Raw genomic sequence first — 13,684 nt, 5'->3', positions numbered from 1 at the left:
CTGGATTGCAGCGTCACTGCATCCGTATCGCGGTAAAAAGACAAACACGGTGAGTCTATTTTATATCTGCAATACCAAGACGAACCGGCATCCCTTCTTATATTCCTTATCGATAGATAGGGTTCCGTTTAATTTACTAACCATCAGTGCGCAGATGGGTAATCCCAAACCATCGCCTTGCGCTAGATCCTTCGCCTCATTGAATGGCTTGAATAAGTTCTCTTTTAGATCATCCGGTATGCCTGTACCATTATCGGTAATGATAAATTGGCAAACATGAGCGCCTTTCCGTTTAAATTCCAGACGGATGTTACCGCTGGAAGTATATAATGCGGCATTCTTTAACAAATGCAATAAGACTTGTTCCAGATGCTCGGCGTTCGTCTTAATCTCCAATTGGGGCACGTCTGTTACGAGATTGACCTCCGGTTGAATATCCCCTTTAACCTTCTCCACGATTTTCTTACTGAAGTTTCCTACATTAAAAGAACTAACCTCATACGGTTCCATCAACGTATTCTCCAAGGAGGAAAGCTCTTGGATATGAACCGTAAACTGTTTCAAAGCCTCTACCCGTGTCCATACATCCTCGGCCTGCTTCGGAGCTACCGCCTGTAATTCTTTGGCGGATGCGCTAAGCTTGTTCAAGGTAGGCTCCATCTGAACCGATATGTTTTGGATGAATTGGGCTTGTTGTTCGCTATGCTCGTTTGTCGTCTGGATGATTTTCTTTAATTTCTTGTTCAGCACAATAAAGCGTAATAGAAGGAATCCCAAGAAAAGCAAGGCGGCTATCAGGATTACCACGAATGTGATAAGTCCGACAATCATATATTGCTTAACAGACAATTTATCGTCTTTCTCCTGTATTGTCTGTAGGCTCTGATCGTATTTTTGTTGTAATGCCCCTAGTTTATCCTCTGCCGTAAGAGCTTTTACGGAATCCGTCCATACGATGTATTTGTCGTAGGTACGTTCCATCAGTGGGGCGTTGTTTGCCTTACGAGCGATAGAGATCAGGTTCCGGTAGCAATCGTTCACCTTCTCATATTCTTTTTTCTCCTTATACTGGTTGATCAGTTTCTGGAAAGCAGCATCCCCCTGCTCGTTTTGCCCGAACGTATAATAATAACCTGCTTGGGTATATAATAAATTGTTCGATAACTTCTCATCGCCCGCTTGGCTGGCCAGATTATCTAATGTATTGAGTTGAACTTGCGCTTGGGCGGCGTTCTTTAGCTTAATATACATTTCCAACCGCTCTTTCGTTACTTGGAAGCGTTGCTCATAGAGCGATTTCTGCAACTTCTGTTCCTCGGTTAAGATGAATTGGTTCATCTGGCGGCAAAGATCGAATGCCTCTTGGTAATAATTCTCGCGATAATATAGATAAGCCGCCTGCGTACCGGCATCGATCGCCTGTTTGTAATCACCTTTTTGGGATAAGCTCTTGTAAGCTTGTAAAAAAAGATAACGAGCTTTGGTGTAGTCTTTTTTTTCCAGGCTGCTTTGTGCCTGTGTCATAAATTGATTCGTCGTGTTTTGCGCCTGTGTGACAGGGTAGAAACAAAGCATAAAAGATAGTAAAAGATAAATGACCCTCATAACTTAAATTTTTTTGAAGTAAAAATATGTATTTACTGGGATTCATACAAAATATATCAGGGGAAAAATAATAGATATTTTATTTTAAGATACGATTTGTGTGTCAATATTCATATTTATTTTGTCAATTCTGAAAGTTCCGAACAAGTGGAATGTGCTATCTTTATCACATTTATTAACCTTAAGAATTGTGTTTATGAGTATATCCGTATTAACAAAAGGCATGTCGTGTCTATTCTTTTGTTTTTGTGTTTGTTGTATGAATGCGCAAGTAAGAAACACTGATCCTGTACGTCACTTGAGGATATCCGGTTATTTGGGGCAACGGATCGACGCTTGTATCGAGTATCGAGTGAAAGCTCAAGATGTGGATCATTTGGTGGAACCTTTCCGGCATAAGGAAGAGACCTCGCGCTGGCAATCGGAATTTTGGGGAAAATGGATACAAGGGGCGATCGCCTCATACCGTTATGATAAAGATCCTGAGTTGTACAAGATTATTAAGAATGGAGCGGAGTTGTTGATGGAAACCCAATTGCCGAATGGATATATCGGTAACTATTCCGAGGAAGCGCAGTTGAACCAGTGGGATATATGGGGGCGAAAATACACGGCTTTAGGTTTGATCGCTTATTATGACTTATCCGGGGATCGAAAAGCTTTGGATGCCGCCTGCCGGGTGATCGACCATTTGATGACGCAGGTGGGACCCGGAAAAGTGAATATCGTGACGACCGGTAATTATATAGGAATGCCAAGCTCTTCGGTACTTGAGCCGGTGATGTATCTGTATAATCGTACCCGGCAAGATAAATATCTGGATTTTGCCAAGTACATCGTAAAGCAATGGGAGACTCCGGAAGGCCCTCGATTGATTAGTAAGGCGATTGCGGATATTCCTGTCGCCGGACGTTTCCCACATCCAAAGGTTTGGTTCTCTCCGGAGAATGGACAAAAAGCATATGAGATGATGTCTTGTTATGAGGGCTTGTTGGAACTTTACAAGGTCACTAAGAATCCATTATATTTATCTGTGGTGGAGAAAACGATGAATCATATAATCAATGAGGAAATCAATGTGGCCGGTTCTGGTAGTGCATTCGAGTGCTGGTATGGAGGCAAGGCGTTACAGACCTATCCTACTTATCATACGATGGAGACTTGTGTGACGTTCACGTGGATGCAGATTTGCGACAGGATGCTTGGACTAACCGGAAATTCCTTATATGCGGACCAGATCGAGAAGGCTATGTATAACGCTTTACTAGCCTCGCTGAAAGCGGATGCCTCACAAATAGCGAAATACAGTCCGTTGGAGGGCTGGCGGCATGAAGGAGAGGAGCAATGCGGTATGCATATCAATTGTTGCAATGCGAATGGACCTCGTGCTTTCGCGATGATTCCGCGGTTCGCTTATCAGGTAAACGGCAGACGTATCGATGTCAACCTATATGCGGCTTCGAGCGTGGAGGTAGAGTTGGATAAAAAGACGAGGGTGTCGATGACGCAGGAGACGGACTACCCGATAGATGGGCAAGTCCGGATTGTGGTGGAACCGGAGAAGACGAGTGATTTTACGATCGCCTTGCGTATCCCGGCGTGGAGTGAGCGAACTGTGGTGTCTGTCAATGGTGAGCCTTTAACGGATCTGTTGGCTGGAGCATACCTACCGATTCATAGGACTTGGGAGAAAGGGGATGAAATTACGGTGGAGTTGGATATGCGGGCTCGCTTGGTGGAGCTGAACGAGGCTCAAGCGATCGTAAGAGGCCCTTTGGTGCTGGCTAGAGATAGCCGCTTTAAGGATGGAGATGTGGATGAGGCTTCCGTGATCGTCAGCAAGGATGGTTATGTGGAATTAACTCCGGTACAAGCCCCCGATTTCGCTTGGATGGCTTTTACCGTTCCTATGGTTTTAGGAACGGATTTGGAAGGAAACGGCAAGGCTCGCCCGATTCATCTGTGCGATTTCGCATCAGCTGGTAATACGTGGAATCAGGCAGAACGTTATAGAGTGTGGCTACCAAAAACATGGAATGTCATGCGTACGCCTTATAAACCTTATTGAGCGGTTCACTCCAGCTCAATGTGTCCGATCCCTGAACTCCGAGGGCGTGACCCCTTCTTTCTTCTTGAAGAATGTGGAGAATTGGCCGGCATTCTCGAAATGTAGGCTATAGGCGATCTCGGAGATCGTCAAAGGGGTGCTAGTCAGAAGCTCTTTCGCACGAAGGAGCTTCTGTTGTAATTGATATTGGGCGGGGGAGACGCCGGTGTATTCCTTAAACATCCGGCGAAACCATGAATAACCTAAACCAAGACGGGCAGCGATCTCTTCCGGACTTAATGGGTCCTCGATGTTCTCCTTCATTAATATACGTGCCTCGTTGATTTTATCTACGACATAGGTGTTCGTGAAGGAGTTGTTCTTTTCCTTATAATATACGGAGCCTAATATATGAAGCACGATACTGGAGATCATCTGTTGGTAACCGGATTTCTCCTCCGAGGCGAACTTCAGTATATCCTCATAAAGTCCGACGATCGTAGCGCTCAGCCCGATCCGGTGTAGCGGCTCTTCCTTGGTAAAGAATTTCTTCTCCACACGTTTATCGATATGAATGCCCCGGAAACCTACCCAATACTCATCCCATCCCGTTTCCCGGTCCGGATAATAACTATGCCATTCCCCGGGGAAAAGGAGGATCATCGTCCCTGCGTTTATCTTTTGCGATTTACAAGACTGGGAGGAAAAGTACCCGCTACCTTTCGTTATATATACCAATTGATACTCATTCAGGATGCGCCCGGTCTGAGGCTTGAAATTATACTTCTCCGGATGCCGGGAAAGTGGATAGGCGCAACCCGGCGGGATGAATTGATATCCGACCGTCGTGACGACGATTCCCCATTCCTCATCCGTAGCGCTGATCGTCAAGTAACGTAGTAAATCATTCCGCAGTTCGTTCATGTCAGATTTGAAAGGTTTAAAATCATTTTCGTAAGCAAATATAGCAATAATGCTTCTACTTTTGCTTTCGTCAAACAAATAACTTTGTTAAGCCATGAAGGAATATAATTTTCTAGCCTTTGATATAGGGGCTACCAGTGGACGGGCCGTGCTCGGGACCTTAAAGGATGCCAAATTTGAAATGAAAGAGATCCATCGGTTCCCGAATCCGATGGTGGAATTACACGGACGGTTTTATTGGGATATCTATCATCTTTATACTTCTCTTATAGAAAGCTTGACGATATGCGCCCGGCAAAGAATCCGGTTGCACTCGATCGGAATAGATACATGGGGGGTGGATTTTGGGTATGTGGCTTTGGATGGCTCTTTATTGGGCTTACCTCGTGCTTACCGAGATCCTTATACGGACGGCGCTCCCGAGGACTTTTTCAAACGGATTCCCAAGGAAGAGGTCTATAAGCGGACAGGTATTCAAGTGATGCCGTTTAATAGCTTGTTCCAGCTTTTCAGGGCGGGGCAAGACTCGTTTATACCGCAGGAAGTGGCGGAAAAGATATTATTCATACCGGACCTTTTGGCTTATATGTTGACGGAGCGTATGGTATGTGAATATACGATCGCTTCCACGTCTCAATTATTGAACCCGGAAACCCATAAATTCGATTACAAGCTCTTGGAGGCCGTGGGTGTATCTCCTACTTTGATGTGTCCGGTGGTGATGCCGGGGACGTTGATCGGGCGGTTGAGCGAGTCGATCGCCCGTAAGACAGGAATCGGGGAAATCCCGGTAATCGCCGTGGCTGGTCACGATACGGCGTCGGCGGTAGCCGCTGTTCCTGCTTCTTCTCCTAATTTCGCTTACTTGAGTAGCGGTACTTGGAGCTTGATGGGTATCGAGGTGGAGAAGCCGATCATCAACGAGGTCTCTTTCAAGAATAATTTCACGAATGAGGGGGGTATCGAGGGTACGACCCGCTTTTTGAAGAATATTACAGGTATGTGGATCTTGGAACGTTGCCGGGAGCAATGGAAGCGGTCCGGATTGGATTATTCGTACGATGATATGGTTCGGATGGCGGAGTTGAGCGAATTTACTTCTTTGATCAATCCGGATGATCCCCGTTTCGCCAATCCAGAGAATATGCTACGTGAGATCACGGCCTATTGTGAGGAAACCGGACAGGCTGTTCCCGCTTCGGACGCCGATTATGTACATTGTATATTTTATAGCTTGGCGAATCGTTATAAAGAGTTGCTGGAAATACTCAAATCGATGTCGCCACATCCGATCGAACGATTGCATGTGATAGGTGGTGGCTCTCGGAACGATCTGCTGAATCAATTGACAGCCAACGCTATCGGTATTCCCGTATTAGCTGGCCCGTCTGAGGCGACAGCCATTGGAAATTGCTTGATACAGGCTAAGTCGGCAGGATTACTGACGGATTGTTGGGAGATGCGAAGACTGATATCCACCGCATTCCCTCCCAAGGAATTTTATCCGGAAAGGTGATACACATTCAAATCATATAAATTTAAAAACATCATACCATGACAAAAGACAGTTTAATTCAACAGGCATTTGAAGTAGCGGCAGAACGTTATGCGGCCGTAGGTGTAGACGTTCGTAAAGCATTAGAGGATATGAAGAAAATATCCCTATCCCTGCATTGCTGGCAGGCCGATGACGTAAGCGGTTTCGAGAACCAAGGCGGCTCCTTGACCGGTGGTATACAAGTGACCGGCAATTATCCGGGACGTGCCCGTACTATCGACGAGTTGCGTCGGGATGTATTGAAGGCGAAATCCTATATCCCCGGTAATCATCGGCTTAGTCTGCATGAGATCTACGGGGATTTCCAAGGGGAGAAAGTAGATCGTGACGAGGTAGAACCCCATCATTTCGAGAGCTGGATACAATGGGCGAAAGAGAATGATTTCAAGCTAGACTTCAACAGTACCTCTTTCTCGCACCCTAAAAGCGGAGATTTGACCTTGGCGAACCCCAGCGATGATATCCGTAACTTCTGGATCGAGCATACGAAGCGTTGTCGCTGGATCAGCGATGAGATGGGTAAAGCCCAGAACGATCCTTGCATGATGAACCTTTGGATACATGACGGGAGCAAGGAAGTACCGGCCAGCCGCTTACGTTATCGCCGTATCTTGGAGGAATCGCTGGATGAGATATTCGCTACCGAATATAAATGGATGAAAGATTGTATCGAGGCGAAACTCTTCGGTATCGGTCTGGAAAGTTATACGGTAGGTTCCTATGATTTCTATTTGGGTTACAGGGCGAAAAAGAACAAGATCGTTACCTTGGACACCGGCCATTTCCATTTGACGGAAAGTATCGCCGACAAGGTTTCCTCGTTATTGCTGTTTACGCCCGAGATCATGTTGCACGTAAGTCGTCCGATCCGTTGGGATAGCGATCATGTCGTGATCTTGAATGACGATGTGCAGGATTTAGCCCGTGAGATCGTGCGTTGCGACGCCTTGGACCGGGTACATATCGGTTTGGATTATTTCGACGCTACCATCAATCGTATCGGTGCTTATGTCATTGGTAGCCGTGCCACGCAAAAAGCCTTTATGCTCGCTTTGCTGGAGCCGATCGCCTTGCTTCGCCAGTACGAGGATGAGGGTAAGTATTTCCAGCGTCTTGCCTTGCAGGAGGAAGCGAAGAGTCTGCCTTGGGGTGCGGTTTGGGATATGTATTGTCTGCAAAGTGGGGTCCCCGTAGGAGAGTCTTATATCGCTGAGATCGAGAAATATGAGTCCGACGTTACCTCAAGACGGCAATGATAGAGATCGGGATCGGGTTGTTGATCATCGCGATCGGCAGTTTCGGGCAGAGTAGCTCGTACGTGCCGATCAATAAGATCCGGGATTGGAGTTGGGAAAGCTTTTGGCTGGTGCAAGGTATCTTCGCTTGGTTGGTTTTCCCTTATCTCGGAGCGATGTTGGCGGTACCGGAAGGGAGTACCTTACTGGAGCTATGGTGTTCGCCGGGTAGCTTGGGAGCGGTTATCTATGGCATGCTCTGGGGTGTCGGCGGGTTGACTTTCGGGTTGAGTATGCGTTATCTGGGCGTAGCTTTGGGACAGAGCATCGCCTTGGGTACATGCGCCGGTTTCGGTACGCTCTTCCCGGCTTTGTTCGGTGGAACGAATCTGTTTGAGGGAACCGGATTGATCCTGTTGACCGGTGTTTGCATTACCTTAGCGGGTATCGCCGTGATCGGTTACGCCGGAAGCCTGCGGGCCCGGAATATGAGTGAGGAGGAGAAGAAAGCGGCGGTGAAGGATTTTGCCTTGACTAAGGGCTTGGCGGTAGCCTTGCTTGCCGGTGTGATGAGCGCCTGCTTCAATTTGGGTTTGGAATCGGGAAACGAGGTGCTGGCGAAAGCGAAAGAGGCGGGAGCTAGCGATCTGTTCGCCTTGAATCCCGTGATACTGTTGGTTACTTTGGGCGGCTTTTGTACGAACGCTGTGTATTGTATTTTCCAGAACGTTAAAAACGGGACGGGCAAGGATTATTTCTCGGTATCGGGAGGTACATTGCTGAATAATGTCTTATTTTGCGCTTTGGCAGGCGTGCTTTGGTACTCGCAGTTCTTCGGACTGGGGATGGGAAAGAGCTATTTCTCGGATTCCCCGGTTATGCTGGCTTTCTCGTGGAGTATCCTGATGTCGTTGAATGTTATTTTCAGTAATGTCTGGGGCATCTTATTAAAAGAATGGAAGGGCGTGGATCGCCGGACGATCGTGGTATTGATTACCGGCATGTGTATCTTGATCCTTTCCTTATTATATCCAAATATAGTTTAATTAAAATAGACATGATAACACTAAGAAACAATGAACGCCTGATGGCGGAAATAGATCGTATCGCCGAGGTCGCCGGCTATTTGTGGACCAAGGGTTGGGCTGAGCGAAACGGCGGGAATATATCGGTGAACCTGACTACTTTATTGAGCGAGGAGGAGAAGGCGTTGCCGGCTTTGGTTTCCTCGATTCCCTTGCAAGAGGCGATGACGGCCTTATGCGGGCACGTCTTTTATGTGACGGGTACCGGAAAACGGATGCGTTACGTGGCGAAAGATCCATTCGCCAACGGCTCTTTGATCCGTATCGCCGCCGATGGGAAATCGTATGATATCCTAGCGGAGCAACCGATCCAACCGACTTCCGAGTTGCCTTCCCATTTGTTGATGCACAATTTCTTGCGTGCGAAGGGACGGGATAACCGGGTGGTATTGCATACGCATCCGACGGATATTATCGGCATGACGCATTGTAAGCCGTTCTTGGATTCGGAGAAGATTACCCGCACGTTATGGCGTATGATCCCGGAATGTCGGATTATCGTGCCGAAAGGGGTCGGTATCGTTCCTTACGAGATACCGGGCACTTTGGCGTTGGCGCACGCTACGATCCGTCAGTTGGAGGAGCACGACGTGGTGTTCTGGGAGAAGCACGGTATCCTTGCCGTCGGTGAGGACCTGATCGAGTGCTTCGATGCGATCGATACGTTGAGTAAATCCGCCCAGATCTATTTCAGTGCCCGCATGACCGGTTACGAGCCGGAAGGTATGACGGAGCAGCAATTGGATGACTTGGTTCCGGCTTTTGGACTCTAGCGTATGCGAAAGAAATTAATCATTCTATTCATAGGGATCGGTTCGTTCACGTTGTTCGCCCAGCAGCGAGACCATCGGACACGGGAGTATATCGCTCCGGTCCGTATTGTCTGGCAGCAAGATAGTTCGCAAATTACGGGAGCGAACCATTTGCTTGTTCCGGGCAACGGACAGTCGGATTTGGCGAATAATCGGTTGTGTGTGTTGAAAAGTACGCCAACCGAACATCCCGCTTTGCTGCTTGATTTCGGGAAGGAGTTGCAAGGCGGCCTTCAGCTGGTGACCGGTATGCCGCCGTCTCACGATCCGGTTTCCGTGCGGGTTCGTTTCGGCGAGTCCGTTAGTGAGGCTATGTGCGAGATAGATGGCGCGAACGGGGCGAGCAACGATCATGCGATGCGGGATTTCGTGGTATCGCTCCCTTGGCTGGGCGTGCAGGAGATCGGTAATTCCGGTTTCCGTTTCGTGCGTATTGATGTATTGGGTGATTCTACGGAGTTGCAATTAAAAGAGGTCCGTGCGATCTCCACGTTCCGGGATATTCCTTATCTGGGCTCTTTCCGTTGTAATGACGAGCGGTTGAACCGGATCTGGAAGACAGGTGCGTACACGGTCCACTTGAATATGCAGGAATATCTATGGGACGGCGTAAAACGGGATCGTCTGGTCTGGGTGGGGGATTTACATCCGGAGGTAATGACGGTCAGTACTGTCTTCGGTTATAATGAGGTGGTTCCTAAGAGCTTGGATTTGATTCGGGATATTACGCCGCTGCCTAGTTGGATGAACGGTATCAGTTCGTACTCGATCTGGTGGTTGTTGATTCAGCGGGATTGGTATTATTATCAAGGGAATCTTGCGTATCTACAAGAGCAACGCTCTTATATGACTGCTTTGTTGCGTCACTTGATCTCGAAGGTTGACCCAAGCGGACAAGAGAGACTGGATGGGAACCGTTTCTTGGATTGGCCTTCCAGTGAGAATACACCCGCTATCGATGCCGGCCTTCAATCGCTGATGATACAAGCCATGCGTGCGGGAGAGGAGTTATGTACTGTTTTAGGCGAGGATGCGTTGGCCTCGGAGTGCCGTATGGTAGCTTCCAAGGCTATTGAGTTTTCCCTTTGGAAGAAATCCCGGTTCCCTTCGGAGAAAGATCGGATTACGCCCGGGGATAAACAGGCCGCCGCCTTGATGGCTCTGGCGGGTATTATGGATGCTAAGGAGGCGAACGAGCGTTGCTTGGCGGTGGACGGGGCGAAAGGCTTCTCTACGTTTTACGGGTATTATATGCTACGGGCGATGGCGTTGGCTGGTAATTACCAAGGTGCGTTAGATGTGATCCGTACGTATTGGGGAGCTATGCTGGATGTAGGTGCTACGACGTTTTGGGAGGATTTCAATATGGAATGGCTTCCTGACGCAGGGCGTATTGATGAGCTGGTCCCCGCTGGAAAGAAAGATATTCATGGAGATTATGGGGCGTATTGCTATCAAGGTTTCCGCCATAGCTTGTGCCATGGATGGGCTTCGGGTCCCACATCGTGGTTAAGCGAGTACGTATTGGGTGTACAAGTGGTGGAACCGGGTTGCCGTACGGTACGTATCATCCCACATCTGGGAGATCTCGAATGGGTGGAAGGTACGTTCCCCACGCCTTACGGGGTGATTGAGATCCGGCATGAGAAAGGTGCGGACGGTAAGGTGATAAGCCATATCAACGCTCCTGAAGAGATACGAGTTACCCCATAGCTCTTATACTTAGTTGTAGAATGTATATAATTATAGAATATATGAAACAAACTATTTGCATCTACGCTTTCGCCGCCCTCTTATTAGGCGGTTGTAAAAGCAATAATGAATTAACGATACCTACGAATCTCCGTACGGAATACCTTACGGAGCCTATCGGCTTGGATACTTCGTCTCCTCGCTTTACATGGGAATACTCCGGAAATGAGGAGGGCTTTAAGGCTTCCCGCTATGAGGTACGGATCGGTACGAGTCCGGACGACTTGCGGCCCTATGCGGAAGGAATGGCCCTGAAACCTCATACCCGTTATTACTGGAATGTTACGGTATGGGATGGTGAAGGGCGTCCGTGCGCTACCTCGGAGACGGCTTCTTTCGAGACCGCTAAGTTCGATCCCTCGGATTGGTCCGCCTCTTGGATTACCGATCATAAGGATAAGGAGTTCGAGCCTGCCCCTCTGTTCCGCAAGTCTTTCCCGGTAGGCAAGGAAGTGAAGGATGCCCGTGTGTACGTAGCATCTGCTGGGTATCATGAGCTATTCATCAATGGCGAGCGGGTCGGAACGAATTATCTGGACCCAGGGTATACGCATTTCGATAAACGTATCTTGTACGTGACGCATGATGTTACCTCTTTGCTGGAGCAAGGCGACAACGCCGTGGCCGCTGTTCTGGGAAACGGCTGGTACAATGAGCAGTCCGTGGCGGTCTGGAATTTTCATGAGGCACGCTGGCGGAATCGTCCCCGCCTGCTATGTGAGTTACGTATTACCTATACGGATGGTACGACGGAGGTGATTGGCTCGGACGAGACTTGGAAGACTTCCACCGGGGCCTATACCTATAATAATATATACAGCGGCGATAAATTCGATGCCCGGCTGGAAGAGGCCGGATGGAAAAACGCTCATTTCGACGATAGTAAATGGGAAGCGGCACTTCCGGCGCAGGCTCCGGCACCTCTGTTGGTAGCCCAGCAAATGCCGGGAATCCGTATCACGGAAGAGGTGAGGCCCGTGTCGATGAAACGTTTCTCCGATCAGTTATATGTATATTCTTTCCCGAAGAACATGTCCGGCCTTTGCCGCTTGAAGGTGAAAGGTGAGGCGGGAACCCGTATCACGTTAAAACATGGTGAGTTGTTGAAGAAAGACGGTCGCTTGGAGCAAGGCAATATCAATGTATATTATCATCCGGTCAAACCGGACGAGGTATTCCAGATGGATGTCTTTACCTTGAAAGGTACGGGAGAGGAGGAGATCTTCATGCCTTCCTTCTCTTATCACGGTTTCCAATACGTGGAGGTGGAGAGCAGCCGTCCCGTTACTTTAACGGAAGAGAACTTGACCGGCTTGTTTATGCATACCGATGTCCGTCCGTCCGGTTCCTTCGCTTGTTCGAATCCTCTATTGAATAAGATATGGGAGGCTACGATGCAGGCTTACCGCAGTAACCTGCACAGTATCCCGACCGATTGTCCGCAACGGGAGAAGAATGGCTGGACAGCCGACGCGCATATCGCGATCGACCTCGGTTTGCTGGGCTTCGATGGTATCACGCTTTATGAGAAATGGATGGATGACATTATCGACAACCAGCGTGAGGCGGGTGAGATTTCCGGTATCATTCCTTCCAGCGGTTGGGGATATGGCGAGTGGCCGGGTCCGGTTTGGGACGCTGTCATGTTCATCATCCCGAACGCCTTGTATGATTATTATGGAGAGTCTCGCAGTATAGAACGCTTATATCCTACGATGCTGCGATATCTGGATTATTTGAAGACGAAAGAGAAAGACGGTTACTTGCCTTTTGGCTTGGGTGACTGGGTGTATTGGAAAGCTACGACGAATAATGAATATACCTCTACCGCCTACTATTATCTGGATTATAAGTTGATGGCTCGCTTCGCCTCTTTACTGGGCAAGGATGCCGCTCCTTATCAAGAGAAAGCGAATACGCTCAAATCCTTGATCAACCAGAAGTTCTTCAAGGCCGAGACCAGTGTGTATGCCGAAGGAACCCAAACGGCGCAAGCCTTGGCCTTGTATCTGGGACTTGTACCGGAAGGAAAGGAACAACTCGTGGCGGATAAGCTGCGTGAGGTGGTAGCGGGAAATAACTATTTCTTGGATTTTGGTCTATTAGGCAGTAAGACCGTTCCGGCCATGCTTACGAAATATGGCTATATCGAGGATGCCATGAAGATGATCACGAAGACCGAGGCACCTTCTTGGGGATATTGGGTAGAGACGATGGGTTACTCCACATTGCCGGAGACGTGGACACTTAGTCCGAAGTTTGCCGACGCTTCCTTGAACCACGTCTTTATGGGAGATGTCTCCGCTTGGATGATGAACCAGCTGGCCGGTATCAATCATGACGACTCGGCTCCGGGCTTCCGTCATATCCGTATCACGCCTCATTTCGTGAAAGAACTGGATTGGGCGAAAGGTGAGTACCATTCCGTACGCGGCCGTATCGCCAGCGAATGGAAACGGGAAGGGGATAAGGTTATGCTTACCGTGACGATTCCGGCTGATTGCTCCGCCGATATCGTGGTAGGCGATCAGACCGAGACCGTATCCGCCGGTACGCATACGTTTTCATATCCGGTGTGATAAGAACCGTATGACTTTAGTAAGCCGGTAATGACATCGCCTATATTGGCTTATTTTACCCAGTTGTAGAGACGGGGCGTGCCCCGT

At 48.5% G+C, this 13,684-nt stretch carries 9 protein-coding genes; 7 read left to right on the top strand and 2 right to left on the bottom strand.

Translation table 11 applies throughout. From position 1 onward, the window contains the following. Positions 1–60: 60 nt before the first annotated feature. On the bottom strand, positions 61–1,605 hold the full coding sequence (locus tag DW205_RS02495; RefSeq protein WP_005868308.1) for a HAMP domain-containing sensor histidine kinase: 1,545 nt from the start codon (positions 1,603–1,605) through the stop codon (positions 61–63). A 196-nt stretch (positions 1,606–1,801) separates the two neighbouring features. On the opposite strand from DW205_RS02495, the gene DW205_RS02490 reads away from it, so the two are divergent. Then, positions 1,802–3,673 carry a glycoside hydrolase family 127 protein gene (locus DW205_RS02490; protein WP_005868312.1) on the top strand — a complete coding sequence of 624 codons (1,872 nt, stop codon included), beginning with the start codon at positions 1,802–1,804 and terminating at the stop codon, positions 3,671–3,673. 15 nt (positions 3,674–3,688) lie between these two features. On the opposite strand, the gene DW205_RS02485 is transcribed toward DW205_RS02490, so the two are convergent. Further along, complete coding sequence (locus DW205_RS02485) at positions 3,689–4,576, bottom strand: AraC family transcriptional regulator (protein WP_005856470.1); 888 nt, start codon at positions 4,574–4,576, stop codon at positions 3,689–3,691. A gap of 94 nt (positions 4,577–4,670) precedes the next feature. On the opposite strand from DW205_RS02485, the gene DW205_RS02480 reads away from it, so the two are divergent. From DW205_RS02480 to DW205_RS02455, 6 genes are read left to right on the top strand one after another with little or no spacing between them, the layout of a single operon-like run. Continuing rightward, the gene (locus DW205_RS02480; RefSeq protein ID WP_005868314.1) at positions 4,671–6,092 is read left to right on the top strand and encodes a rhamnulokinase family protein; all 1,422 of its coding nucleotides are present in this window, start codon (positions 4,671–4,673) and stop codon (positions 6,090–6,092) included. 38 nt (positions 6,093–6,130) lie between these two features. Further along, the gene (locus DW205_RS02475; RefSeq protein ID WP_005868316.1) at positions 6,131–7,390 is read left to right on the top strand and encodes an L-rhamnose isomerase; all 1,260 of its coding nucleotides are present in this window, start codon (positions 6,131–6,133) and stop codon (positions 7,388–7,390) included. Continuing rightward, complete coding sequence (rhaT, locus tag DW205_RS02470) at positions 7,390–8,415, top strand: L-rhamnose/proton symporter RhaT (protein WP_085931216.1); 1,026 nt, start codon at positions 7,390–7,392, stop codon at positions 8,413–8,415. The genes DW205_RS02475 and rhaT overlap by 1 nt, the downstream gene beginning before the upstream one ends. Before the next feature lie 11 nt (positions 8,416–8,426). Further along, the gene (gene rhaD, locus DW205_RS02465) at positions 8,427–9,227 is read left to right on the top strand and encodes a rhamnulose-1-phosphate aldolase (RefSeq protein WP_005868318.1); all 801 of its coding nucleotides are present in this window, start codon (positions 8,427–8,429) and stop codon (positions 9,225–9,227) included. A 3-nt stretch (positions 9,228–9,230) separates the two neighbouring features. Then, the gene (locus DW205_RS02460; RefSeq protein ID WP_005868321.1) at positions 9,231–10,979 is read left to right on the top strand and encodes an alpha-L-rhamnosidase C-terminal domain-containing protein; all 1,749 of its coding nucleotides are present in this window, start codon (positions 9,231–9,233) and stop codon (positions 10,977–10,979) included. A gap of 20 nt (positions 10,980–10,999) precedes the next feature. Further along, positions 11,000–13,597 carry a family 78 glycoside hydrolase catalytic domain gene (locus tag DW205_RS02455; RefSeq protein WP_008778319.1) on the top strand — a complete coding sequence of 866 codons (2,598 nt, stop codon included), beginning with the start codon at positions 11,000–11,002 and terminating at the stop codon, positions 13,595–13,597. The last annotated feature ends 87 nt before the right edge of the window (positions 13,598–13,684 follow it).

This window comes from Parabacteroides sp. AM17-47 (assembly GCF_003434625.1).
Classification (GTDB): domain Bacteria; phylum Bacteroidota; class Bacteroidia; order Bacteroidales; family Tannerellaceae; genus Parabacteroides; species Parabacteroides distasonis.
Note: the sequence above shows the minus strand (reverse complement) of the source record. Positions and strands in the feature narration are given on the sequence as shown.